Genomic DNA, 24,608 nt, shown 5'->3' on the forward strand with positions numbered 1-24,608 from the left:
AACAGAAGGAGCTCTTCCAGACACTGAACCTGCCAACCCCGACCGCCGACGCCTTGTAGGGACAAAAACGCTACCCCTGATGTAGCGAAATCAAAGACTTACGCAAGAATCTGTCGAACTCGGGGGAACTGGCTGGTTTCCGTATACGGCGCTAAAACGGCTTATCAGAAATCCGATCTGGCCTTTCTGGTTTCGTCGGCTGGAATCGTACTCGGGTTCGCTGCGGCTATACTGATTTTCCGACGGCGCAGGGATGCTGAGAAAAGACGTTGAAACTCGTTCCTTTCGCACCAGTAAAGAAGTTGGCGGAGTCGGTGCAGGCTGCCATGCAGGAAGTGCGGCAAGCGCGACGAGCATGGGTGTGAAGCAGACACGCGAAACGTGGCAAGGTTGGACCGAATATAATAAGTCACAACTGACTTAGCTCGGAATCCATGAACACATCGCTCGGTAACGCCGCAGGTACTTCCTCGACTGCTCCAACCACGCCGAACCCGGCCGCATCCATCACCCTGCCGCTGCCGCTGCCGCCGCGCCCCTCCGCCGAAGAATTCGCCGCCGTGCTCGAACACGGCGCCTATATGCCGCTCACGCAGTTCGGCGTGATCGACGTCACCGGCGACGACGCGGCCAGCTTCCTGCACGGCCAGCTCACCAACGACGTCCAGCATCTCGATGCCGCTCACGCGCGCCTCGCCGGCTACTGTTCGGCGAAGGGGCGCCTGCTCGCGTCGTTCCTCAGCTGGCGCAGCGGCGACACGATCCGCCTACTGGTGTCGAAGGACGTGCAGGCGGCCGTGCAGAAGCGTCTGTCGATGTTCGTGCTGCGCGCGAAGGCGAAGCTCGCCGACGCGAGCGGCGAACTCGCGGTGGTCGGCCTCGCAGGCGACGTGCGCGGCGCGCTCTCGGGCGTGTTCGACGCGCTGCCCGACGGCGTGCACGTGCAGGTCGACGGCACGGCGGGTTTGCTGATCCGTGTGCCGGATGCGCTGGAACGCCTGCGCTATCTGTGGATCGGCCCGAAGGCGCAGGTCGAGGCGTTGCTGCCCGCGCTCGACGGCACGCTCCAGCGCGTCTCGCCGGCGGTGTGGGACTGGCTCGATATCCGCGCGGGCGAGCCGCGCATCACGCAGCCGGTCGTCGAGCAGTTTGTGCCACAAATGGTTAACTTCGACGTGCTCGGCGCGGTCAATTTCCGCAAAGGCTGCTATCCGGGCCAGGAAGTGGTCGCGCGCAGCCAGTATCGCGGCACGATCAAGCGGCGCACGTCGCTCGCGCACGTGGACGGCGAACTGGAAACGGTGCGCCCCGGCGCGGAACTGTTCCATTCGGACGATCCGGGCCAGCCATGCGGGATGATCGTGAACGCGGCGGCGGCGCGGGAAGGCGGCGTCGATCTGCTCGTCGAGATCAAGCTCGCGGCGCTCGACAACGGCACCGTGCATCTCGGCTCGGCCGATGGCCCGGTGCTACGCTTTATCGCGCTGCCGTACGGTTTGCCGACCGAGGTGTGAGCGGCGGCGGGTGCGATGAAAAGCGGCGCTCGATGGAGCGCCGTCTTTTATCGGCCGTCGGCTGGTTTGTCCGCCAGGCCTCACCGGTTACCGTGATCGGCTGTTCTAGCCGCCCGACTCGCCCACTTCACCCGACAGCGCTTCACCCGACTTGCCTGACCTCGTCCGCCTTGCGCGGCCGCTCGCCTGCGGCAAACCCGCCGCCCCTGCTCTCACCGGGAGACGCCCCCGATGTGCCTGATCGTTTTCGACTGGCGACCCGACGCGGTCGATGGCCCGCTCTTCACGCTCGCGGCAAATCGCGACGAGTTCTTCCGCCGCACGGCCGAGCCGCTCGGCTGGTGGCATGACGCGCCGGGCGTGCTGGCGGGCCGCGATCTGGTGGGTGGTGGCACGTGGCTCGGCATGTCGCGCGACGGCCGCTTCGCCGCGCTGACCAATTACCGCGCGCCGGCCGAGATGCGCGCCGACGCGCCCACGCGCGGCACGCTCGTCAGCGACTGGGTGAGCGGCGCCGCGCGAGACCGCAGCGGCGATCCGCATGAAACGCCGCTCGACTATCTCCGCCACGTCGCACAAGACGGCGACATCTACAACGGCTTCAACCTGCTCGTCGGCGACTGGACGCGCCGCGAGCTCGCCTGGTACTGCAACCGCGGCGGCGCTCACAGCGGCCCCGCGCTGCTCGCGCCGGGCACACACGGCATCTCGAACGCCGTACTCGATACCGCGTGGCCGAAGCTCGTCAGAAAGCGCGCGGAGCTCGGCGCATTGCTCACGCGCGAGGCAGCGCCGCCGCTTGAACGTCTGATCGATCTGATGCGCGATCCGCGTCTCGCCCGCGACGACGAACTGCCGTCCACCGGCATTCCGCTCGAACGCGAGCGGGCGCTGTCGGCGGCGTTTATCGAATCGCCCGAATACGGCACGCGCGGCACGACCGCGCTGCGCGTCGCCGCCTATGGCGAGGTGATCGGCGTGGCGGTGGCCGAGCGCAGCGACGACAACGGTTCGCACCGCATCGTGCGGCCCGGCGATTTCGAACGCAGCTTCGCGTTCAACGTCGAGCGGGCGAGCTAGAAGACCGCGCCCTCACCCGACGCCAAACGCCGCGCGCAGTGCCGCCGCGGCATCCGCGTGCGCCTGCGCGACCTCGGGCACAAAGCCGCCCATCTTGAAGAACTCGTGGATCATGCCCGCGTAGCGCCTGAGCGTGACCGGATTGCCGAGCGCGCGCAGTTTCTCCGCGTATGCGTCGCCCTCGTCGCTGAGCGGATCGTATTCGGCGGTCGCGATCCACGCGGGCGCGACGCGCCGAAAATCGGGTGCGCCGCGCGTGCCGTCGAGCGGCGCGAAACGCCAGTCGTCACGATCGCCGGCGTCGCGCAGATACTGCTCGAAGAACCATTGAATCGTCTCGCCCGACAGCAGAAAGCCATCGGCAAGACGCGCATGCGAGTCGGTCTGCTGATGGCCGGTCGTGCCCGGATAGATCAGCAATTGCAGCGCGAGCGCCATGCCCGCGTCGCGGGCGAGCACCGCGCAGACCGTCGCGAGCGTGCCGCCCGCGCTATCGCCGCCGACCGCGAGCCGATCCGCGTCGAGCGCGAATTCGCCGGCGTGGGCGTGCAGCCAGCGCAGCGCGTCGAACGCGTCTTCGACCGCCGTGGGGAATCGATGCTCGGGCGCGAGCCGGTAGTCGACCGACAGCACCGCGCAGCGGCCGTCGCGCGCGAACATCCGGCATAGCGCGTCGTGCGTGTCGACGCTGCCGACCGTGAAGCCGCCGCCGTGGTAGTAGACGAACGCGGGCAGCGGCTCGGCCCAGCCCGGCTCGACCGGGTAATAGAGACGCGCGCGGATCGTCGCGCCATCGCGCGTCGGCACGCGCAGGTCCTCGACCGAAAACATCGGCGCGCTCGCGATCTCGAGAATCGGCGCGCTTTTCTCGTAGGACGCGCGCGCGGCCTGCGCGCTCATCTGGTGATAATGCGGACGCCTGGCCCGCGCGATCATGTCGAGCACCTGCTCGATCTTCGGATTCAACGGCATGGTTTGGGCAACGTGATGCGCGCCGAGCGCCGGCGGCGCAAATGCGTCAAAAGGTTAATCCGCGTTCTTCACTTCCGGCTTCAGCGACATCGGATCGGACGGCTCGCGCAATTGTTCGATATCTTCGTGACGCAGCTTCACGGTCGCCATGATGCCGGGATGCGTGACGATATAGAAACGCCGCGCGGCAATCGCCTCGAACGCGAGGTCGGCAACATCGGCGGCGGACAGCTTGCCCGACTGCACCGCGCGCTGCAACTGCTTGCCCGCCGCGATCTGCGAGAGGGTCGGCCGACCCGCGTTGCGCAGCCCGGCCGGGCGCGCGCGCTCGGCATCGGCGATGCCGGTCGGCACGAAGGCCGGACACAGCAACGAACAGCCAACCTCGCCAGCCGTGCCCGCCTGCGCGAGCCGCAGGTCGTGATAAAGCGTCTCGGTCAGCGACACGACCGCGTGCTTCGACGCGTTGTAGATACCCATCGCGGGCGGCGACAGCAGCCCCGCCACCGACGCCGTGTTGACGATATGCGCGGGCTCCTTCTGCGCGAGCATGATCGGCGTGAAGACGCGCACGCCGTGCGCGACGCCCATCACGTTGACGCCGAACACCCACGACCAGTCGTTCGCGCTGCTTTCCCACAGGAAGCCGCCCGAGCCCACGCCCGCGTTGTTAAAGAGCAGATGCACCTTGCCGAACGCGGCGAGCGCGGCCTCGGCCAGCGCTTCGACCTCGCCCGCGTTGGCGACGTCGGTCGGCACGCCGATCGCCTCGGCGCCGGCCGCGCGCAAGGCGTCGACGGTCTGCGCGAGCGCGTCGGCGCTGACGTCGGCGAGCACGAGCTTCATGCCGAGCGCCGCGCCCTTTTGCGCGAACGCACGGCCGAAGCCGCCGCCAGCGCCGGTGATTACCGCCACCTTGCCTGCGAATTCGAACATCGTTGGACTACTCCCTGGTTGAGTGGTGACGCCGCGCCGGGATCAGATCAGCCTGACCAGCTGCTTGCCGAAGTTGCGGCCCTTGAGCAGACCGATGAACGCCTCGGGCGCGGCGTCGAGCCCTTGCGCAATGGTCTCGCGATAATGCAGATTCTTCTGCGCGACGAGCGTGCCGAGCTGCGCGAGCGCCTCGGGCCACACCTCCATATGCTCCGAGACGATAAAGCCCTGCACGAGCAGCCGCTGCGTCAGCATCAGCGAGGGATTTTTGAGCGGTACCGGCTGGCCGTCATACCCGGCGATGAAACCGCACAACGCGATGCGCCCGAACGCGTTCATGCGCGCGAGCGTCGCATCGAGCCCCTCGCCGCCGACGTTCTCGAAGCAGCCGTCGATACCGTCGGGCGTCGCGGCCTTCAGGTCCTGGTAGAGATTGCCGGCCTTGTAGTCGACGCAGGCGTCGAAGCCGAGCGTCTCGACGACGTAGCGGCATTTCTCCGCGCCGCCCGCGATGCCGACCGCGCGCGCCCCGGCCGCCTTCGCGAGCTGGCCGACCACGCTGCCCACCGCCCCGCTCGCCGCGCTGACGACGACCGTCTCGCCCGCCTTCGGTGCGATGATGCGGTTGAGCCCGTACCACGCGGTGACGCCCGGCATGCCGACCGGGCCAAGATAGGCCGGGAGCGGCACATGCGTGTCGTCGACCTTCTGCATGCCCGCGCCGTTCGAGGTGCCGTACTCCTGCCAGCCGAACATCGCGACGACCTTGTTGCCGACCGCGAACTTCGGGTTCTTCGATTCGACCACTTCGCCGACCGTGCCGCCGATCATCACTTCGTCGAGCGGCTGCGGCGCCGCGTACGACTTGCTGTCGTTCATGCGGCCGCGCATGTACGGATCGAGCGACAGGAAGTGGTTGCGCACGCGCACCTCGCCTTCGGCGAGCGGGGCGAGCGGCGTTTCGACGAGCCTGAAGTTATCGGGCGTGACTTCGCCTTGCGGACGCGAAGCGAGCAGAACCTGCCGGTTGATCTGGGTCATGAGGGTCGTCTCCCTGGTTTGCCGATGGAGTTGCAAATTAAGTTGCCAATTGAGTTGCCGATGGTTCGGTTGGCCAGCGCGCGCGTCGTCGTGCCTCGCGCGCGCCGTGAGGTTGCGCGGTCAGTCGCTCGGACCGGGTTTTGCCGACGGGTCGCTGCGCAGACGCTGGCGCGTCACGTCGCGGCCCACCGCGAGGCGGCGCATGTACTTGAAGGTGCCGAGCGCCTTGGCGACGAAGTGGCCTTCGCTGTCGCGGATCTCGCCTTCGCAATAGGCCATCGTGGTCGAGCGGTGCAGCACGCGGCCGCTCGCGCGCAACTCGCCGCGGCCGGGCTGCATGAAGTTGACCTTCATCTCGACCGTGACGACGCCGACGCCGTCGCCGGCGAGACTGCGCGCGGCCATCGCGAGCGCGACGTCGGCGAGCGTCATCGTAACGCCGCCGTGCGCGACGTCCCAGGTGTTCATGTGATCGGGCTGCAAGGGCAGCACGACTTCGCTGACGCCGTCGGCGGCGCTGAGCAAGCGCGCGCCGAGGCGGTCGACGAAGGGGCTTTCGGGCAACGAAGCGTTGCCGCTGCGGGCGGATGAGGTCGAGTCGGTCATTGCAGTGTTCGGAGTTCGTGGTCAGCGGCGTCTGCATCTGGAACGGTCGCATCACGCGGACGGTCGCCGCGCAAGGCGCGCGCGGGCACAAACGCGGACGCAAGCGCATACGCGCGTGGCGAAAAATGATACCTGCTATCGCTTCGGTGCATTCGCGTCGCTGTGCTTCTTCGTTCGCTCATGGGGTGCCTATCGGTTGCTCACGGGTTGCGCTTCATTCGCTCATCATCTGTTTAGCCTGGCGTATCAGACTGACGAAGCATGAAGCGAAAACGGTAGCTGGGTCGGCGGGCATACAATCGAAAAGCGTGTCGGGCGGACTGAGGCACAATTGCGCGAGAGATTGCGCCCGGAATATCAATATGAGTACGGCTCAGGTTGTCTTATCTACTGCAATGATGAACGAAAAATCCTATCCCCAGTTCTATGTGCTGTTCGGGGGATATCTCAACCAGGATAGCGATCTTTGGGGCGATACGCTGGAAGATGTCGTCTCTTGCTACAAGCGAGACAGTTCTCCGGAAGAAATCGCAGAGGCGCTATCGGAAATAGACACATTCAAAAAAGAGGCAGGTGAGAGTCTCGACACAAAATTCTATGAAGCCTATGGATTCAATTTCAACCCGGTTCTATGGGGCTATACAACTGCTTCGTTTTTCGACGAATTGAAGCGTATTCTGGGTGCATAGTTCCCTTGTCTCCGCACGCGGGTGGCTCAATGTCACCCGGTGCTTCTTGCACACATGCCGCTGGCCGTGCCCGCATTCGCCTCCATGCGCCACGCGCTCGCCTTCCCGTGCGCCGCGCAGTTCGCACAGATTCACTATCTGCCACGCGACAAGCTCTCCGGCGGACCTGACCCGCACGATGCCCCTTGTCGACCAGGGCGCGCCTGGCCTGCCGCTACCGAGGCTACCGGGCATCGCATCACCGTGAGCTTGCTCACAGATGCGCTCCCGGCACCCACCACCTCAGGCCACCTCAGACCACTTCGAACAAGCCCGCCGCGCCCTGCCCGCCGCCGATGCACATCGTCACCACGACGAACTTCACGCCGCGCCGTTTGCCCTCGATCAGCGCATGGCCGACGAGCCGCGCGCCCGACACGCCATACGGGTGGCCGACCGCGATCGCGCCGCCGTTCACGTTGAGGCGGTCGTGCGGAATGCCAAGCGTATCCGCGCAATAGAGCACCTGCACCGCGAACGCTTCGTTCAGCTCCCACAGGCCGATGTCCTCGACCTTGAGGCCGGCCTTCTTCAACAGCTTCGGCACCGCAAACACCGGGCCAATGCCCATTTCGTCGGGCTCGCAACCGGCCACCGCGAAGCCGCGGAAAATACCGAGCGGCTGCAAACCTTCACGCTCCGCGAGCGTCGCGTTCATCACCACGCTGGCCGACGCGCCGTCCGAGAACTGGCTCGCGTTGCCCGCGGTGATCACGCCGCCCGGCACCGCCGTGCGAATCTTCGCGACGCCTTCGAGCGTCGTGTCAGCGCGAATGCCTTCGTCGCTGCTGACCGTCACCTCCTTCGTATAGAGCCGCCCGGTCGCTTTATCGGCGACACCGGCGAGCACCGTCAGCGGCACGATCTCGTCCTTGAACCGGCCGGCTTCGAGCGCGGCCGCCGCGCGCTGCTGCGAGCGCGCGCCGTATTCGTCCTGGCGTTCCTTCGAAATCGCGTAGCGCTTCGCGACGTTCTCGGCCGTCTGCAGCATCGGCCAGTAGATTTCCGGCTTGTGCTCGTTGAGCCAGCCTTCGGTCATCATGTGGCGGTTCATCTCGTTCTGCACGCACGAGATCGACTCGACGCCACCGGCGACGAACACGTCGCCCTCACCGGCGATCACGCGTTGCGCGGCCAGCGCGATCGTCTGCAAGCCCGACGAGCAGAAGCGGTTCACGGTCATGCCCGGCACGCTGACCGGCAGGCCCGCGCGCAGCGCGATCTGCCGCGCGATATTGGCGCCGGTCGCGCCTTCCGGATTCGCGCAGCCCATGATGACGTCCTCGACGCGCGCCGGGTCGATTTTCGCGCGCTCGACCGCGGCCTGCGTCACGTGGCCGCCGAGCGTCGCGCCATGCGTCATGTTGAAACCGCCGCGCCACGATTTGGCGAGACCCGTGCGGGCGGTGGATACGATTACGGCGTCAGTCATGCGTGTCTCCCATTGCAGTGTCGAGAGCGGCGCGCCGGCTCGATGCCGTGCGCTTCATCCCGGTTTCATGCCGGTTTTATGCGCGTGGGCGCGCGGCCTCTGTCGTTTGATCCGAGTCTGATTCGAGTTTGGTCCGAGTCTGATCCAGACTCGATTCGGGCGGGATCGGCGCGCCGCGCGAAGCCGCCGCGCCGGCCGATCCTCGTCGTCCGCTCAGCCGTTGAAGCCGCGCCCCTCGGCGGCCAGCTTCGCGATGCTGGCCGCGAGCTTCCACGCGTCGCCGTTCGGCTGCGCCGCATAGCGGCGAATCGCGCGCTCGACGTTGTAGAGCCCGGCCGTGTCCGCGTACAGCATCGGGCCGCCGCGATGAAGTGGAAAGCCGTAGCCGGTCAGATAGACCATGTCGATGTCCGACGCCTTCGACGCAATGCCCTCTTCGAGAATCTTCGCGCCTTCGTTGACGAGCGCGAACACGAGCCGCTCGACGATTTCCTCGTCGCTGATCTTGCGGCGCTCGGCGTTGGCCTCTTTCGAATACGCGCCGATCATCTCGTTGACCACGCTCGACGGATACGCGGTGCGGTCGCCGGCCTTGTAGTCGTACCAGCCACCGCCGGTCTTCTGGCCGAAGCGGCCCATTTCGCACAGACGGTCGGCGATCTTCGAATAATGCATCTCGGGATACTCGAGATAGCGGCGCTTGCGAATCGCCCAGCCGATGTCGTTGCCGGCGAGATCGCTCATGCGGAACGGCCCCATTGCGAAGCCGAACTTCTCGATCGCCTTGTCGACCTGCGCGGGCAGCGCGCCTTCTTCGAGCATGAAGAGCGCCTGGCGCACGTACTGCTCGATCATGCGATTGCCGATAAAGCCGTCGCATACGCCCGAGACGACCGCGGTCTTTTTGATCTTCTTCGCGACCTTCATCACGGTGGCGAGCACGTCCTTCGCGGTCTCCTTGCCGCGCACGACTTCGAGCAGCTTCATCACGTTGGCCGGGCTGAAGAAGTGCATGCCGACCACGTCCCGCGGACGCTTCGTGAACGCGGCAATCTTGTCGACATCGAGCGTCGACGTGTTCGAGGCGAGAATCGCGCCGGGCTTCGCGACTTCGTCGAGGCGGCGGAACACCTGCTCCTTCACGCCCAGTTCTTCGAACACGGCTTCGACGATCAGGTCGGCGCTCTTCAGGTCGTCGTAGGAAAGCGTCGGCTTCAGCAGCGCGAGGCGCTGTTCCATCACCTCAGGCTTGAGCTTGCCCTTCCTGACTGTCGCTTCATAGTTCTTGCGGATCGTCGCGAGCCCGCGGTCGAGCGCTTCCTGCTTCGTTTCGAGCAGCGTGACCGGAATGCCCGCGTTGATGAAGTTCATCGCGATGCCGCCGCCCATCGTGCCCGCGCCGATCACGGCCACCTGGCCGATCTCGCGCACGGGCGTATCGGACGGCACATCGGGAATCTTGCTCGCCGCGCGTTCGCCGAAGAACGCATGACGCAGCGCGCGGCTCTCGGGCGTCTGCACGAGCGCGAGAAAACATTCGCGCTCGAAGGCGAGGCCCTTGTCGAAACCGTTCTGCACGCCGGCTTCCACTGCTTCGATGCACTTGTGCGGCGCCGGGAAATGCTTCGCGATTGCCGCGACGCTGTTGCGCGCGAACTGGATGAAACCGGCTGCGTTCGGATGCTCGATCTTGCGCTCGCGCACCTTCGGATGCGGGCCCGCCTTCGCGCCCACCTTGCGCGCGAAGGCGAGCGCGGCTTCGGCGAGTTCGGCCGGGTTGGCGACGACTTCGTCGAACAGGCCCGAGTCGGCGAGCTTTTCGGAGAGCACTGGCGCGCCCGAGACGATCATGTTCAGCGCGGCTTCGAGACCGATCGCGCGCGGCAGACGCTGCGTGCCGCCCGCGCCCGGCAAAATGCCGAGCTTCACTTCGGGCAGCGCGATCTGCGCGCCGGCCGCGGCAACGCGGTAATGCGCGCCGAGCGCGAGTTCGAGGCCGCCGCCCATCGCGACGCTGTGAATCGCCGCGACGACCGGCTTCGCGCTGCCTTCGACGGCCTTGATGACGGTCGCGAGCGTCGGCTCCTGGGTCGCCTTCGGCGTATTGAATTCGGTGATGTCGGCGCCGCCCGAAAAGGCCTTGCCCGCCCCCGTCAGCACGACGGCCTTGATGGCCGGGTCGTTCTGCGCGCGCTCGAGCCCTTCGACGATGCCCGCTCGCGTCGACAGTCCAAGGCCATTCACAGGGGGATTGTTCAGCGTGATGACGGCCACGCCGTCATGAGTCGTGTAGTCCACTACTGCGTCGTTTACCGCCATGCCTGCCTCCATGCGATCCATGCAATGAGGCGGCGCGTGATGCGCCGCCCGTCCGGCTCACCGGGTCCGTGATCGGGTCCGCTCATTGTCGGACTTTTTTCGACCGATGAATCCGGGGTCAGCAGGCAGAATACACAAAAAAGAACGATCGTTCAATTTAGAGTCAGACAGGGTTTCCCCTGGCGTCGGCCGCAAGCGGCGTTAGCGGACAATCGCGGGCGTCGTCCAGCGCGGACGGCAGCACATGGTCGCGGAACCGGTCGCGCAGCTTGAGCTTCTGCAGCTTGCCGGTCGCCGTGTGCGGCAGTTCGTCGACGAACACGACGTCGTCGGGAATCCACCACTTCGCGACCTTGCTTTCGTAGAACGCGAGCAGTTCCTCGCGCGTGGGCTCGTGCCCCGCGCGCTTGACAACAACGAGCAGCGGCCGCTCGGTCCACTTCGGATGCGCGCACGCGATGCAGGCCGCTTCGGCCACGCCCGGATGCGCGATCGCGACGTTCTCGACGTCGATCGAGCTGATCCATTCGCCGCCCGACTTGATGACGTCCTTCGAGCGGTCGGTGATATGCAGGAAGCTGTCGGGGTCGATCGTCGCGACGTCGCCGGTCGGGAACCAGCCGTCGACGAGCGGCGCGTCGTCCTTGCGGAAATACCGGTCGATCACCCACGGTCCGCGCACGTGCAGATCGCCGAACGCGACGCCGTCCCACGGCAATTCGCGGCCGTCCTCGCCGACGATCTTCATGTCGACGCCATAGATCGTATGGCCCTGCTTTTCGAGCAGCTTGCGCTGCTCCGCCACGGGCCGCTGGCTCTGCTCCCACGTCAGTTTCGACAAGGTGCCGAGCGGCGACATTTCCGTCATGCCCCATGCGTGGATGACCTGCACGCCGTAGTCGTCCTCGAACGTGCGCAGCATCGCGGGCGGACACGCGGAGCCGCCGATCACCGTGCGCTCCAGCGAGGAAAACTTCACGCCCGCTTCGCGCAGGTAGTTGAGCAAACCGAGCCAGACGGTCGGCACGCCGGCCGAATACGTGACGCGCTCGCGCTCCATCAGTTCGTAGAGCGACTTGCCGTCGAGATCCTTGCCGGGCAGCACGAGCTTCGCGCCGGTCAGCGGCGCCGCATGCGGAATGCCCCATGCATTGACGTGGAACATCGGCACCACGGGCAGCACGCTGTCGCGCGCGGACAGGCACATCGCATCGGGCAGCGAGGCGCCGAGCGCATGCAGCACCGTCGAGCGATGCGAATACAGCGCGCCCTTCGGATTGCCGGTCGTGCCCGACGTATAGCAGAGGTACGAGGCCTGGCGCTCGTCGAGCGCGGGCCACGCGAAGTGGCCGTCCTGCGCGGCCATCAGCGTTTCGTAGCAGAGCACCGGCGTTTGCATCGACGGCAGATGCGCTTCGTCGCACAACGCGATCCAGCCGCGCACTTTCGGGCACTGCGGCGCGAGCGTATCGACGAGCGCGGCGAACGTCGTGTCGAACAGCACGTAGGCGTCGTCCGCGTGATTGACGATGTAGGCGATCTGGTCGGGAAAGAGCCGCGGGTTGATCGTGTGGCATACGGCGCCGAAGCCAGCCGTGCCGTAATACGCTTCGAGATGCCGGTAGCCGTTCCAGGCGAGCGTCGCGACCCGCTCGCCCGCCTCGACGCCGAGCGCGATCAGCGCCTGCGCGAGCTGCTTCGCGCGCTGCTCGCAATCGCGGTAGGTGTAGCGATGCAGATCGCCTTCGATGCGGCGCGACACGATCTCGGTGCTGCCGAAATGCCGCGCGGCGTGCGCGAGCAGCGATGACACGGTGAGCGGCACGTCCATCATCTGGCCCAGCAACGGCGTCGTCATAAGGCGGAGTCTCCTCGGCTTGTCGATAGGGGCGGATTGCGTTCGGGTTGCGGTCGGCTGGCGTTTCGATTCGCCCTGCCTGGCTGTAATTTACTTCGATTCGGATCGGCAAGCGGTTGAGGCGCGCAAGGCGGAAAATCGTTGCGGCGGCGACCGTGGCCGAATGGGACCCAACGGACCCAAAGGAACCAGGCTGAACCAGGCGGCACCGAACGAAGCAACTCCGTCCGAACCCGTTCAGGCGGCCAGCCAGCAGCGCCGCGGGCGCGGACTTACAATATCGGTTAATCCAGAGGCGCTCAACATGTCGTTTTCCCCAAGCATTGCAGGGCTATCCGCAGCTTTGACGGATCTTTCCAACACACTCGCCACTCCCCCCGACAACGCCTTCGCGCGGCTCGGCAGCACGTTTCTCACGCGCCTGCCCGCCGCGCCGCTCAGCGCACCGTACCAGGTCGGCTTTTCGGCCGAGACCGCCGCGCTGCTCGGTTTGCCGCCAGGCATCGAGCATGATCCGGGTTTCATCGAACTGTTCTGCGGCAACGCGACGCGCAACTGGCCCGCTGAGGCGCTGCCGTATGCGTCGGTGTACTCGGGGCACCAGTTCGGCGTGTGGGCCGGCCAGCTCGGCGACGGCCGCGCGCTCGGCCTCGGCGAACTCGCACACGACGGCCAGCGCTTCGAACTGCAACTGAAGGGCGCGGGCCTCACGCCCTATTCGCGCATGGCCGACGGCCGCGCGGTGCTGCGCTCGTCGATCCGCGAATATCTGTGCTCGGAGGCGATGCATCATCTCGGCATTCCGACCACGCGCGCGCTGTGCGTGATCGGCTCCGATCAGCCGGTGCGGCGCGAGACGATCGAAACCGCCGCGGTGGTCACGCGCGTCGCGCCGAGCTTCGTGCGCTTCGGCCACTTCGAGCACTTCTATGCGAACGATCGCGTCGATGCGCTGCGCACGCTGGCCGATCACGTGATCGAACGCTTCTATCCGCATTGCCGCGAAGCCGACGACCCGTATCTCGCGCTGCTCGACGAGGCGGTGCGCTCCACCGCCGATCTGATGGTCGACTGGCAGGCGGTCGGTTTCTGTCACGGCGTGATGAATACCGACAACATGTCGATCCTCGGCCTCACGATCGACTACGGCCCGTTCGGTTTCCTGGACGGCTTCGACGCGAACCACATCTGCAATCACTCCGATACGCACGGCCGCTATGCGTACCAGCGGCAGCCGCAGGTCGCCTACTGGAACCTGTTCTGCCTCGCGCAGGGGCTGCTGCCGATCCTCGGCGAACGGCACGACGCAAGCGTGCGCGGCGACAAGGCGATCGAAGACGCGCAACGCGTGCTCGGCGGCTTCAAGGACCGCTTCGCGCCGGCGCTCGCCAACCGCATGCGCGCGAAGCTCGGACTCGAACACGCGCGCGAAGGCGACGACGCGCTCGTGAATCGCCTGTTCGAGGTGATGCACGCAAACCGCGCCGATTTCACGCTGACGTTCCGCCATCTCGCGCGCGTGTCGAAACACGATGCGAGCGGCGACGCGCCGGTGCGCGACCTGTTCCTCGACCGCGCCGCCTTCGACGCCTGGGCGAACGACTATCGCGCGCGGCTGTCCGAAGAAACACGCGACGACGCCGCGCGCGCCATTGCAATGAACCGCGTGAACCCCAAATTCGTACTTCGCAACCATCTGGCGGAAACCGCGATCCAGCGCGCGAAGGAAAAGGATTTTTCCGAAGTGGAACGGCTCGCGACCGTGCTGCGCCGCCCGTTCGACGAACAGCCCGAATACGCCGCGTATGCGGGCCTGCCGCCCGACTGGGCGAGCTCGCTCGAAGTCAGCTGTTCGTCGTGACGCGTGACGCGCGGGCGGCTCCGCCTTCAACATACCGAGACTGAAACCGGGCATTTCCAGGCCCGACCCGAGACAGGAAGCGACCATGAACAATCCCGACGATCTCAAGCACGACGCCCCCACGGTCCAGAAAAGCGATACCGAATGGCGCAAGCAGCTCTCCGACATCGAATATCAGGTGACGCGCCACGCGGCCACCGAGCGCCCGTTCACGGGCCGCTATCACGATCACTGGGAGCGCGGCATTTACGACTGCGTCTGTTGCGGCACCCCGCTGTTCGAATCGGACACCAAGTTCGACGCGGGCTGCGGCTGGCCGAGCTACTTCCGGCCGATCGACGGCGAGGTGATCGCCGAGAAGACCGACCGTTCGCACGGCATGCTGCGTATCGAGGTGCAATGCAAGAAGTGCGGCGCGCACCTCGGCCACGTATTCGAAGACGGACCGGCGCCGACTGGTCTGCGTTACTGCATCAATTCGGCTGCGTTACAATTCGAGCCCAAGTAACGCGGCGCGAAATCCAAGGGCAAGGCCGGTGGCAGGCATGGCCCCGGGATTCGGGCGTTGCGCCGCGCGCGGCGCCCTTCAGCCGGCTTTCGGGCCGTGTTCGTGACCGGTCCGTAGCGTGTTCGTCACGTGGTCGTGTCTGGGCAGCATGCGAGGGCGCCTCGTGCCGCCGGCTGGCGGTGCCGCTCGCGGCACCGCGCCCGCAAGCCGTCACGGGTCTTATGGCGCGGGCCGCCCGCTTGCGCAACGGCGGGCGCGCAGCGATCAGCCATTGCCGCACGCACTGCGTCACTCAACCCGTTGCCTGATTTACCGCTCCACTCACTCTCCGACTTCCCGACCAGATAATGAAATTCCTGTTCGATCTGTTCCCGATCATCCTGTTCTTCGTCGCCTTCAAGATCTGGGGCATTTTCACGGCGACGGCAGTGGCGATCGTCGCAACCCTGGTGCAGATCGCGTGGGTCGCGTTCCGCCATCGCAAGGTCGACCCGATGCTGTGGGTGAGCCTCGGCGTCGTCGTCGTGTTCGGCGGCGCGACGCTCGTGCTGCACAACGACACCTTCATCAAATGGAAACCGACCGTGCTGTACTGGGCGTTTTCCGTCGCGCTGATCGTCTCGCAACTCGGCTTCAACAAGAACCTGATCGAAGCGATGATGGGCAAGCAGATCACGCTGCCGCACGCGATCTGGAGCAAGCTGAACCTCGTCTGGGCGGTGTTTTTCGTGCTGCTCGGCCTCCTGAACCTGTTCGTCGCCTATCACTACACGACCGACCAGTGGGTCAATTTCAAGCTGTTCGGCGCCACCGGCTGCCTGCTCGTGTTCATCGTCGGACAGAGCCTGTGGCTGTCGAAGTACATGAAGGAAGAATGACATGAGCGATCTGTTCATGCACGCCACGACCGCCGAGCGCGCCGTGCTGATCGAAGCACGCCTTTTGGCCGCACTCGCGCCGGTCGAGTCGATCCGCATCACCGACGACAGCGCGCAGCACGCGGGCCACGCCGGCGCCGCGGCCGGCGGTCATTTCAGTGTCACGATCGTGGCCGCCGCATTTGCCGGCAAGGCCCGCGTGGCGCGGCATCGCATGGTGTATGATGCGCTGGCCGATGCCATGCAGCGCGGCATCCATGCCCTTGCCATCACGGCGTATACGCCCGAAGAATTTGCTTTGTTGCCCCGCTAGGAACTCTCGATGACCTTGAAGAAAACCCGCCTCTGGGTGTTGCTGGCTGCATTCGCGGCCGCACCTGCATTCGCACAGAACATCGCCGTCGTGAACGGCACGCCGATTCCGAAGGCACGCGCCGATGCGCTGATCGATCAACTGGTTCATCAAGGCCAGCAGAACACGCCGCAATTGCAGCAGGCCGTGCGCGAAGAACTGGTGAACCGCGAAATCCTGATGCAGGAAGCGCTGCGTCGTGGCCTGCCGAACCGCCCCGACGTCAAGGCGCAAGTCGCGGTCGCGCAGCAAACCGTCGTGCTGCGCGCGCTGATCGAAGACTTCGTGAAGAACAACCAGCCGACCGACGCCGAAGTCACCGCGCGCTACAACGCGCTGATCAAGGACGCAGGCGGCAAGGAATATCACCTGCACCACATCCTCGTCGACAACGAGCAGCAGGCGAAGGACCTGATCGCGAAGATCAAGGCGGGTGCGAGCTTCGAAGACCTGGCCAGGCAGTACTCGAAGGACCCGGGCTCGGGCAAGAACGGCGGCGATCTCGACTGGTCGGACCCGAAGGCCTACGTGCCAGAATTCGCGGACGCAGCCACACATCTGCAGAAAGGCCAGATGACCGACACGCCGGTGCACACGCAATTCGGCTGGCACATTATCCGCGTCGACGACATCCGCGCCATCACGCCGCCGCCGCTCGAACAGGTGCGCGCGCAGATCGTGCAGCAGATCCAGCAGGAAAAGCTGCAGGCGTTCGAGGAAGGTTTGCGCAAGAACGCGAAGATTCAGTAAGCGCCGGGAAGCGGGTTACGCAAGCCCTGCTTCTTCCGAAGCCAGAAACAAAAAAGCCGCCCTCGGGCGGCTTTTTTATTGCCGTAGCGTTACGAGAAGTTCGCGGCGGACTTCACGACGCTGCGAATTTCGCGTTATGTGGGCCGTTCGCTACAACCTGCCCGGATGCAAGGCCGAGCCGACAAGGCCGTCGCGCTGGGCGACGTGCCTTGTCCACGCAAACGCATTACCGCCGCATCACCACGTCGCTTAACCGAGCCAGCGGCGCGCGTTCTGGAACACACGCAGCCACGGGCTCGCGTCCGTGCCGATCTCGCCCCAGCCCTGCGGATGCCAGCTCATCTGCACCGTGCGGTGCACGCGCTCGGTGTGCGGCATCAGCACCGTGAAGCGGCCATCGGCCGTGGTGACCGACGTAATACCCTCGGGCGAACCGTTCGGGTTGAACGGATACTGCTCCGTTGCCTCGCCACGGTGATCGATATAACGCATCGCCACCGCGACCTTCGACTTGTCGCCCTGCTGCGAGAAGTCTGCAAAGCCTTCGCCGTGCGCAACCGCGACCGGAATGCGCGAGCCTTCCATGCCCGCGAAGAAGATCGACGGCGATGCCTGCACCTCGACGAGCGAGAAGCGCGCCTCGAATTTCTCCGACTTGTTGCGCGTGAACTTCGGCCATGCTTCGGCGCCGGGAATCATCGAGGCGAGGCTGCTCATCATCTGGCAGCCGTTGCAGATGCCGAGCGCGAACGTGTCGTCACGGCCGAAGAACGCCGCGAACATGTCGGCCAGTTGCGCGTTGAAGCGGATCGTCTTCGCCCAGCCCTCGCCCGCGCCGAGCGTGTCGCCGTACGAGAAGCCGCCGCAGGCGACCGCGCCGGCGAAGTCGGCGAGATTCGCTCGGCCCGCCAGCAGATCGCTCATGTGGACGTCGTGCGCGTCGAAACCGGCGCGATCGAATGCATAGGCCGTTTCGAGGTGCGAGTTCACACCCTGCTCGCGCAGGATCGCGACGCGCGGACGCGCGCCCTTGCCCACGAACGGCGCCGCCACGTCTTGCGCCGGATCGAAGCTCAGCGCCGGCACGATGCCGGGGTCGGCCGCGTCGAGCAGCGTGTCGTATTCGGCATCGGCGCAAGCGGGGTTGTCGCGCAGACGCGCGATGCGCCAGCTCACTTCGCTCCACGTGCGATGCAGTTCGGCGCGCGGCACTTCGTAGACCTTCTTCGCGTCGCGATAGACCTCGATCACGTCGCGCTCGTTGACCTTGCCGATCACATGCGAGCAGGCCGACAGGCCGTGCTCGCGCAACGCGCCGAGCACGGCGTCGCGATCGGCCGCGCGCACCTGGATCACGCCGCCGAGCTCTTCGTTGAAGAGCGCGCGAATCGTGCGGTCTTCGCGGCGGCCGCTCGTCTGCTTGGCCCAGTCCTTCGCGTCGCCGTAATCGGATTCGTGGTTCGCGTCGAGCACGAGCATGTCGACGTTCAGCGACACGCCCGCGTGACCCGCGAACGCCATTTCGCAGACCGTCGCCCACAGGCCGCCGTCCGAGCGGTCGTGGTACGCGAGCAGCTTGCCGTCGCGGTTGAGCGACTGGATCGCGTTGAAGAAGCGCTTGAGGTCTTCGGGATCGTCGACATCGGGCACCGTGTCGCCGACCTGCTGCGTGACCTGCGCGAGGATGCTGCCGCCGAGACGATGCTTGCCGCGGCCGAGGTCGATCGCGATCAGCACCGAATCGCCGGCGTCGGCGACCCGGCGCAGTTGCGGCGTCAGATGGCGGCGCACGTCTTCGACCGGCGCGAACGCCGAGATAATCAGCGAGACCGGCGCGACCACTTCCTTGGCGACGCCGCGGTCTTCCCAGCGCGTGCGCATCGACAGCGAATCCTTGCCGACCGGAATGCTGATGCCGAGCGCCGGGCACAGTTCCATGCCGATCGCCTTGACCGTGTCGTAGAGCGCCGCGTCTTCGCCCGGTGCGCCGCACGCGGCCATCCAGTTGGCCGACAGCTTGAGCTTGTCGAGCGACGCGATCGGCGCCGCGGCAATGTTCGTGATCGCCTCGCCGACCGCCATGCGGCCCGAAGCCGACGCATCGATCACGGCGAGCGGCGTGCGCTCGGACATCGTCATCGCTTCGCCGCGGAAACCGGCGTAGTCCATCGTCGTGATCGCGACGTCGGCCACCGGCACCTGCCACGGACCGACCATCTGGTCGCGCGCGGTCGTGCCGCCGACCGAGCGGTCGCCGATCGTAATCAGGAACGACTTGCTCGCCACCGTCGGATGGCGCAGCACGCTCTGCGCGACGTCCTGCAGCGCGAGGCCGGTCACCTCGACCGGTTCGAGCTTGCGCTCGACGCGCCTGACGTCGCGATGCATGCGCGGCGGCTTGCCGAGCAGCACTTCCATCGGCATATCGACGGGCTGATGCGCGGCTTCGTTCTGCTCCGCATCGATCAGCTTCAGCTGACGCTCGGCGGTGGCCGTGCCGATCACCGCGAACGGGCAGCGCTCGCGCCGGCACATCGCTTCGAACGCCGGCAGATCGGCCGGCGCGATGGCGAGCACGTAGCGCTCCTGCGCTTCGTTCGACCAGATTTCGCGCGGCGACAGGCCGCTTTCTTCAAGCTGGATCTTGCGCAGTTCGAACACCGCGCCCTTGCCCGCGCCGTCCACCACTTCGGGGAACGCGTTCGACAGACCGCCCGCGCCGACGTCGTGAATGCTGAGGATCGGGTTCTTCTCGCCGAGCTGCCAGCACGCGTTGATGACTTCCTGCGCGCGCCGCTCGATTTCGGGGTTGCCGCGCTGCACCGAGTCGAAGTCGAGTTCGGCCGTGTTGGTGCCGGTCGCCATCGAACTCGCAGCACCGCCGCCCATGCCGATGCGCATGCCCGGGCCGCCGATCTGGATCAGCAGCGACCCTTCCGGCAGATCGTGCTTGTGCGTGTGCTGGTCGGAGATATTGCCGATGCCGCCGGCGATCATGATCGGCTTGTGATAGCCGCGCACGAGGCCCCCGACGTTCTGCTCGTAAGCGCGGAAATAGCCGCCGAGGTTCGGCCGGCCGAATTCGTTGTTGAACGCGGCGCCGCCGAGCGGACCGTCGATCATGATCTGCAGCGGCGAGGCGATGCGGTCCGGACGGCCGTAGGCTTCGTGCTGCGCGGCCGGATTGCGCTGTTCGAGCGGCTGCGCGGCATCGCGCGCGTTTTCCCACGATTCGACGGCGTCCGGCAGTTCGAGGTTCGACACCGTGAAGCCCGCGAGCCCCGCCTTCGGACGCGCGCCACGGCCGGTCGCGCCTTCGTCGCGGATTTCGCCGCCCGCGCCGGTCGCGGCGCCCGGGAATGGCGAGATCGCGGTCGGGTGATTGTGCGTTTCGACCTTCATCAGCGTGTGCGTGAGCTCGACGCCGCGGCGGTAGTGCTCGGGCAAGCCGTTCGCGCCGGCTTCGGCCGGCGTGCGCGGGAACCAGCGCTCGGCCATGCCGCCCGCCATGATCGCCGAGTTGTCCGAATAGGCGACGATCGTGCCCTGCGGATTCAGCTTCTCGGTGTTGCGGATCATGTTGAACAGCGAAATGTCCTGCTTCTCGCCGTCGATGGTCCAGTCCGCGTTGAAGATCTTGTGGCGGCAGTGCTCGCTGTTGGCCTGCGCGAACATCATCAGTTCGACGTCGGTCGGATTGCGGCCGAGCTTCGTGAAGGCGTCGACGAGGTAGTCGATTTCGTCGTCGGCGAGCGCGAGGCCCAGTTCCGCGTTGGCGGTTTCGAGCGCGGCGCGGCCCCGGCCGAGCACGTCGACGGTTTGCAGCGGCTTGGCCGGCAGTTCGTCGAACAGATGCAGCGCATGCTCGCGCGACGGCGCGACGCTCTCGGTCATGCGGTCGTGCAGCGCCGCGGCGACGGCCGCGCGCGCTTCGTCGGAGAGCGCCTTCTTGCCGCCGAGCAGGCCGCTTTTCAGCGTGACCGTGTACTCGACGCCGCGCTCGATGCGGCGCACCTGGGCGAGGCCGCACAGCTGCGCGATGTCGGTTGCCTTGCTGGCCCACGGCGACACGGTGCCGAAGCGCGGCACGACAAGGAAGGTCTCGACGGCGCCCCGCTCCTTGCCGGCTTCGAACGGATCGCCATAGTGCATCAGCGCCTCGACCTTCGCGCTGTCTTCAGCGGACAGTTCGGTCTGGGCGTTGACGAAGTGCAGATACTGGCCGCGCACGCCGGTGATATTCGCGTCGATGCGCGTCAGCGTTTCGAGCAGGCGGGTTTGACGGAAATCGGAAAGGGCCGAAGCGCCGGGGAAACACGAGAAGTGGGCCATGGGACTTGACGTTGCGTCGCTCAATGATGCCGGAGAGTCGCGCATGCAGGCGACGTGAGGCGGAAAGGAAGTCCGGGATTATACCCCGGGAACGGGCGTCCAGCGGGCTTCGGCGCACGCGCGAAGCGCGCCGCGCGGTGCCGTGCGCGTCGCCGCGCCGGCGGTTTGGCTGCTATCATTCGCCCTTTCACCCGATCGGCGCGCGAACGAGGTCTCACGCGGTAGCGCGCCGCATGTCACGCCCAACGGGAAGGCGCGCGAGCGGCCCGTCGGCACATCGAATCAGAGCATGGATGTCATCGTCATTGGCGGCGGGATAGCGGGCGTCGCCACCGCCTATCACCTGCACGCGGCCGGCCACCGCGTCTGCGTCGTCGAACGGCACGCGACCGTCGCGCAAGGCGCCACTTACGGACAAGGCGGCACCGTGCTGCCCACGCCGCTCGACGTCTGGTTCGGCCCGACCTTCATGGCCAGCCGCCACAACGCGAAAAACGGCGTGATCAGCAAGACCGGCTTCAACGGCCCCGCGCGGCAGTTCGTCAAGCGGCTCGCCGAGCTTCAGGAACCCGAGGCGTTCGCGCGCCAGTACGCGCTGCTGCGCCCGCTGATCGAAGCCTCGCGCGAATCGATGGCCGACGTGGAAGCGCGCTTCGGGCTCGAATTCGAACAGGCAAGCGGACTGCTTTACCTCGTGCGCGCCGCTCACGAATGGGAACAGAACGCAGCCGCGTTCGATCTGCTGCGCCGGTTCGAGGTGCCGCATCACGTGCTGACGCCGGCCGAATGCGCGGCCTTCGAGCATGCGGTGCCGACCGAGCCGGCATTCGCGGGCGGCGTGCTGTTCGAGCACGAGCGCACCGCGAACTGCCCGCTCTTCGCCAAGCTCGTCAAACAGACTCTCGATATCGAGGGCAGCGTGCAGTTCATGCTGGGCCGCGAGGTCTCGGCGATCCGCCTCGAAAGCCAGCGCGCGACGGTCGAACTCACGCCGCGCGACGACGTGCTGCGCGCACGCGAAGTCGACGTGGTGCATGCCGACGCGGTCGTGGTCGCGGCCGGCCACGGCAGCCTCGCGCTGCTCGAGCGCGCGGGCCTGCGGCTGCCGCTGCATGCGCTGCGCATCCATACGCTCGTCGCGCCGATCGCGCACGAAGAATGCGCGCCGCACGTGGCGATCGTCGATGCGGTCAAGCGCATCGGCATCAGCCGCATGAACCATCGGCTGCGCATTGCCGGCGGCGCGGTGCTGCAAGGCGCGAGCCAGCTCGACAAGCCGCTCGGCGAGGCGCTGACCAGTGAGGCGCTCGCGCTGCTCGGCCAGGCGACGCACGACTGGATTCCGGGCGCCGCGCGGATTTCGGCGGCACTGCCGTGGGAAGGCGTGAAGCTGCTGTCGCCGGATGGCTTGCCGGTGATCGGCAACGCGCTGCATCCGCGTCTGTTCGTCAACGCCGGACATGGGCCGGCGGGCTGGGGGCTGGCCTGGGGCTCGGGCCGGCTCGTCGCCGATCTGATGACGGAGCAGGCGTCGGCGCTTCCGCCGGAAACGCTCGCGGCGTTGCGGCCGGAGCGGTTTCAGTAAAGCTCGTGCCAGGACGCGTGGGGCTGGCGGCGGTTCTTGCCGGTTTCTGGCGTTTTGCTAGTTCTTGGCGTTTTGAGTTCCAACGCCGGCAGGCCGGTTTCTCCCTCCGGCTATGTCGCGACAAGACGCGCTCAAGGCGTGACGGTCCATGCGGTCGCGATACCTCGATCAAGGCTGGGGCTTATCCGCTGCCCCTCATTACGCCGACTCATTGGCGCACGCCCTCACCGCTTGCACCGCTCGCATGCCGGGCGTTCCGCCGCGCACGCGGCGACGTCGCCACACAGCACGCGCCCATCGACACGACATCGGCACTACCATAGCGATTCCCAAGCCTGCCCGCCTCGCCGCGGGCGCACCGCCGGATTCGCCATGACAGACGCAGAAAACTCGCTACCCACGTTTCTCGGTCCGTTGACCGCCCCGCCCCATCGCGCGCTGCCACTACCCACGCTGAACGATCTGCGGATCGCCGAATCGCAGGCCGCCGCCGCGCTGCCCGAGCACACGCTGATGGCGCGCGCGGGTCACACCGCCGCACGCTTCCTGCTCGAACGGATCGCCGCCGACACGTCGGTGACGAAATCGCAGCAACGTGTCTGGTTGATCGCCGGCCCCGGCAACAACGGCGGCGACGCGCTGGTTGTAGCAACAGAGTTGCACAAGGCTGGCGTCACCGTGGAGCTCTGCATGCCGGTCGAGGTGAAGCCGGCCGACGCGCGCTGGGCGCTCGACCTCGCGCGCGCCGCCGGCGTGCCGATCAGCGCGGCGCCGCCGGCCTCGCTCGATGGCTATGGCTGGCTCGTCGACGGCATGTTCGGCATCGGCCTCGCGCGGCCGCTCGATGGCGTGTTCGCGAGCGTCGCGCGTCTGCTGTCGCAACGCAGCGCGACGCGTCCGACGCACGGCATCGTGCTTGCGCTCGACGTGCCGAGCGGCCTCGATGGCGACACCGGTACGGTGGTCGGCGGCAGCGGCGCAGCGACTGTCCGCGCGACGCACACGATCACGTTCATCGGCGCGAAGCCGGGACTTTTCACCGCGCAAGGCCGCGACCTCGCCGGCCATCTGACGCTCGCGCCGATCGGCTTGGGCAGAGGGGTCGATGGTGGTGGCAATGGCGATGCGAGTGGGGCTGTCACTGACGCGAACAGTGATGCGGACCACGCTGCGAGTCGCGCTATGGGACACGCAGCGAGCGGCAGTACGAATCACGGTGCAAGCGGCGGTGTGGAAAGCGGCACGGGCAGCGACACAAGCAACGATACGAGCAACGGCAACGCCATCAACAGCACAAACAGCCGCCCCCTCAGCACCCCGCTCGCCGCCATCCGGCTGAACGCGCCCGACCTCTTCGGCACCTTCATGCCGCCGCGCGACTTCGCGACCCACAAGGGCACGTTCGGCAGCCTCGCAGTGGTCGGCGGCGACACCGGCATGTGCGGCGCGGCGATCCTCGCGGCGCGCGCCGCGCTCTACGCGGGCGCGGGCAAGGTCCACGTCGCGCTGCTCGGCGACGGCGCACCGCCCTACGATCCACCGCATCCCGAACTGATGCTGCACGCACCCGACACACTGCCGCTCGACACAATGGACGCGCTCGCGATCGGCTGCGGCATGGGGCAACGCAAACGCGCGACGCAAGTGCTGCGCGACGTGCTGCAACTCGACGTGCCGAAGCTTCTCGATGCCGACGCGCTGAACCTGATCGCACAAGACCCCGCACTTGCCGCCGCAGTGGCCGCGCGCGGCGCGCAAGGCGATCCCTGCATCCTGACGCCGCATCCGCTCGAAGCGGCACGGCTTCTCGGCAGCGACGCGCCCGCCGTGCAGCGCGACCGCCTTGCCGCCCCACG

Annotated in this window: 18 protein-coding genes; 10 read left to right on the top strand and 8 right to left on the bottom strand. The window is 66.6% G+C overall.

What is annotated here, in order from left to right:
• Positions 1-434: 434 nt before the first annotated feature.
• Together G3N58_RS29255 and G3N58_RS29260 are read left to right on the top strand one after the other, a co-directional pair.
• A complete protein-coding gene (locus G3N58_RS29255; RefSeq protein ID WP_206000930.1) occupies positions 435-1,514 on the top strand; it encodes a folate-binding protein YgfZ in 1,080 nt (359 codons plus the stop codon).
• Between the two features lie 231 nt (positions 1,515-1,745).
• On the top strand, positions 1,746-2,594 hold the full coding sequence (locus G3N58_RS29260; RefSeq protein WP_206000931.1) for an NRDE family protein: 849 nt from the start codon (positions 1,746-1,748) through the stop codon (positions 2,592-2,594).
• A gap of 12 nt (positions 2,595-2,606) precedes the next feature.
• On the opposite strand, the gene G3N58_RS29265 is transcribed toward G3N58_RS29260, so the two are convergent.
• The 4 genes from G3N58_RS29265 to G3N58_RS29280 all read right to left on the bottom strand — a co-directional run bounded on the left by G3N58_RS29265 (position 2,607) and on the right by G3N58_RS29280 (position 6,149).
• Positions 2,607-3,566 (bottom strand): alpha/beta hydrolase, encoded by a 960-nt coding sequence (locus tag G3N58_RS29265; RefSeq protein WP_206000932.1) that lies wholly within the window; start codon positions 3,564-3,566, stop codon positions 2,607-2,609.
• A 54-nt stretch (positions 3,567-3,620) separates the two neighbouring features.
• Positions 3,621-4,502: an SDR family oxidoreductase gene (locus G3N58_RS29270; RefSeq protein ID WP_206000933.1), complete on the bottom strand. Its 882-nt coding sequence runs from the start codon at positions 4,500-4,502 to the stop codon at positions 3,621-3,623.
• A gap of 42 nt (positions 4,503-4,544) precedes the next feature.
• Positions 4,545-5,543, bottom strand: a complete 999-nt coding sequence (locus tag G3N58_RS29275) for an NADP-dependent oxidoreductase (protein WP_167038236.1) — start codon at positions 5,541-5,543, stop codon at positions 4,545-4,547.
• 120 nt (positions 5,544-5,663) lie between these two features.
• Positions 5,664-6,149, bottom strand: coding sequence for a PaaI family thioesterase (locus G3N58_RS29280; protein WP_167038238.1), 486 nt, complete (start codon positions 6,147-6,149; stop codon positions 5,664-5,666).
• A 395-nt stretch (positions 6,150-6,544) separates the two neighbouring features.
• Between G3N58_RS29280 and G3N58_RS29285 the strand changes: the two genes are divergently transcribed.
• The gene (locus G3N58_RS29285; RefSeq protein WP_167038683.1) at positions 6,545-6,838 is read left to right on the top strand and encodes a contact-dependent growth inhibition system immunity protein; all 294 of its coding nucleotides are present in this window, start codon (positions 6,545-6,547) and stop codon (positions 6,836-6,838) included.
• Between the two features lie 292 nt (positions 6,839-7,130).
• On the opposite strand, the gene G3N58_RS29290 is transcribed toward G3N58_RS29285, so the two are convergent.
• The 3 genes from G3N58_RS29290 to G3N58_RS29300 form a co-directional block, all read right to left on the bottom strand.
• Entirely contained in the window at positions 7,131-8,309 is a 1,179-nt protein-coding gene (locus G3N58_RS29290) for an acetyl-CoA C-acyltransferase (RefSeq protein WP_167038240.1), read from the bottom strand.
• Between the two features lie 213 nt (positions 8,310-8,522).
• Positions 8,523-10,628, bottom strand: a complete 2,106-nt coding sequence (locus G3N58_RS29295; protein WP_206000934.1) for a 3-hydroxyacyl-CoA dehydrogenase NAD-binding domain-containing protein — start codon at positions 10,626-10,628, stop codon at positions 8,523-8,525.
• 163 nt (positions 10,629-10,791) lie between these two features.
• Positions 10,792-12,486 (bottom strand): 3-(methylthio)propionyl-CoA ligase, encoded by a 1,695-nt coding sequence (locus G3N58_RS29300; RefSeq protein ID WP_206000935.1) that lies wholly within the window; start codon positions 12,484-12,486, stop codon positions 10,792-10,794.
• Positions 12,487-12,790: 304 nt separating this feature from the next.
• On the opposite strand from G3N58_RS29300, the gene G3N58_RS29305 reads away from it, so the two are divergent.
• The 5 genes from G3N58_RS29305 (at position 12,791) to G3N58_RS29325 (ending at position 16,835) form a co-directional block, all read left to right on the top strand.
• Entirely contained in the window at positions 12,791-14,347 is a 1,557-nt protein-coding gene (locus G3N58_RS29305) for a protein adenylyltransferase SelO (RefSeq protein ID WP_206000936.1), read from the top strand.
• Between the two features lie 85 nt (positions 14,348-14,432).
• Entirely contained in the window at positions 14,433-14,855 is a 423-nt protein-coding gene (msrB, locus tag G3N58_RS29310) for a peptide-methionine (R)-S-oxide reductase MsrB (protein ID WP_206000937.1), read from the top strand.
• 347 nt (positions 14,856-15,202) lie between these two features.
• Positions 15,203-15,733, top strand: coding sequence for a septation protein A (locus G3N58_RS29315; RefSeq protein ID WP_167038250.1), 531 nt, complete (start codon positions 15,203-15,205; stop codon positions 15,731-15,733).
• A 1-nt stretch (position 15,734) separates the two neighbouring features.
• Positions 15,735-16,046, top strand: a complete 312-nt coding sequence (locus G3N58_RS29320) for a BolA family protein (protein ID WP_167038252.1) — start codon at positions 15,735-15,737, stop codon at positions 16,044-16,046.
• Between the two features lie 9 nt (positions 16,047-16,055).
• Positions 16,056-16,835, top strand: a complete 780-nt coding sequence (locus G3N58_RS29325) for a peptidylprolyl isomerase (protein WP_167038254.1) — start codon at positions 16,056-16,058, stop codon at positions 16,833-16,835.
• A gap of 249 nt (positions 16,836-17,084) precedes the next feature.
• Here the strand turns inward: G3N58_RS29325 and purL are convergent, their stop codons facing one another.
• The gene (gene purL, locus G3N58_RS29330; protein WP_206000938.1) at positions 17,085-21,167 is read right to left on the bottom strand and encodes a phosphoribosylformylglycinamidine synthase; all 4,083 of its coding nucleotides are present in this window, start codon (positions 21,165-21,167) and stop codon (positions 17,085-17,087) included.
• Positions 21,168-21,456: 289 nt separating this feature from the next.
• Between purL and G3N58_RS29335 the strand changes: the two genes are divergently transcribed.
• Both G3N58_RS29335 and G3N58_RS29340 read left to right on the top strand, forming a co-directional pair.
• Entirely contained in the window at positions 21,457-22,752 is a 1,296-nt protein-coding gene (locus tag G3N58_RS29335; RefSeq protein ID WP_206000939.1) for an FAD-dependent oxidoreductase, read from the top strand.
• Positions 22,753-23,124: 372 nt separating this feature from the next.
• The coding region (locus G3N58_RS29340; RefSeq protein WP_206000940.1) for an NAD(P)H-hydrate epimerase at positions 23,125-24,608 on the top strand (1,484 nt) is incomplete at its 3' end.

The organism is Paraburkholderia sp. Ac-20342 (assembly GCF_017104985.1).
GTDB lineage: Bacteria > Pseudomonadota > Gammaproteobacteria > Burkholderiales > Burkholderiaceae > Paraburkholderia.

Bases quoted from the DNA above. Each gene is read 5' to 3' on its own strand.
- G3N58_RS29255 (WP_206000930.1), top strand. From the start codon at position 435: ATGAACACATCGCTCGGTAACGCCGCAGGTACTTCCTCGACTGCTCCA.
- G3N58_RS29260 (WP_206000931.1), top strand. From the start codon at position 1,746: ATGTGCCTGATCGTTTTCGACTGGCGACCCGACGCGGTCGATGGCCCG.
- G3N58_RS29265 (WP_206000932.1), bottom strand. From the start codon at position 3,566: ATGCCGTTGAATCCGAAGATCGAGCAGGTGCTCGACATGATCGCGCGG.
- G3N58_RS29270 (WP_206000933.1), bottom strand. From the start codon at position 4,502: ATGTTCGAATTCGCAGGCAAGGTGGCGGTAATCACCGGCGCTGGCGGC.
- G3N58_RS29275 (WP_167038236.1), bottom strand. From the start codon at position 5,543: ATGACCCAGATCAACCGGCAGGTTCTGCTCGCTTCGCGTCCGCAAGGC.
- G3N58_RS29280 (WP_167038238.1), bottom strand. From the start codon at position 6,149: ATGACCGACTCGACCTCATCCGCCCGCAGCGGCAACGCTTCGTTGCCC.
- G3N58_RS29285 (WP_167038683.1), top strand. From the start codon at position 6,545: ATGATGAACGAAAAATCCTATCCCCAGTTCTATGTGCTGTTCGGGGGA.
- G3N58_RS29290 (WP_167038240.1), bottom strand. From the start codon at position 8,309: ATGACTGACGCCGTAATCGTATCCACCGCCCGCACGGGTCTCGCCAAA.
- G3N58_RS29295 (WP_206000934.1), bottom strand. From the start codon at position 10,628: ATGGCGGTAAACGACGCAGTAGTGGACTACACGACTCATGACGGCGTG.
- G3N58_RS29300 (WP_206000935.1), bottom strand. From the start codon at position 12,486: ATGACGACGCCGTTGCTGGGCCAGATGATGGACGTGCCGCTCACCGTG.
- G3N58_RS29305 (WP_206000936.1), top strand. From the start codon at position 12,791: ATGTCGTTTTCCCCAAGCATTGCAGGGCTATCCGCAGCTTTGACGGAT.
- msrB (WP_206000937.1), top strand. From the start codon at position 14,433: ATGAACAATCCCGACGATCTCAAGCACGACGCCCCCACGGTCCAGAAA.
- G3N58_RS29315 (WP_167038250.1), top strand. From the start codon at position 15,203: ATGAAATTCCTGTTCGATCTGTTCCCGATCATCCTGTTCTTCGTCGCC.
- G3N58_RS29320 (WP_167038252.1), top strand. From the start codon at position 15,735: ATGAGCGATCTGTTCATGCACGCCACGACCGCCGAGCGCGCCGTGCTG.
- G3N58_RS29325 (WP_167038254.1), top strand. From the start codon at position 16,056: ATGACCTTGAAGAAAACCCGCCTCTGGGTGTTGCTGGCTGCATTCGCG.
- purL (WP_206000938.1), bottom strand. From the start codon at position 21,167: ATGGCCCACTTCTCGTGTTTCCCCGGCGCTTCGGCCCTTTCCGATTTC.
- G3N58_RS29335 (WP_206000939.1), top strand. From the start codon at position 21,457: ATGGATGTCATCGTCATTGGCGGCGGGATAGCGGGCGTCGCCACCGCC.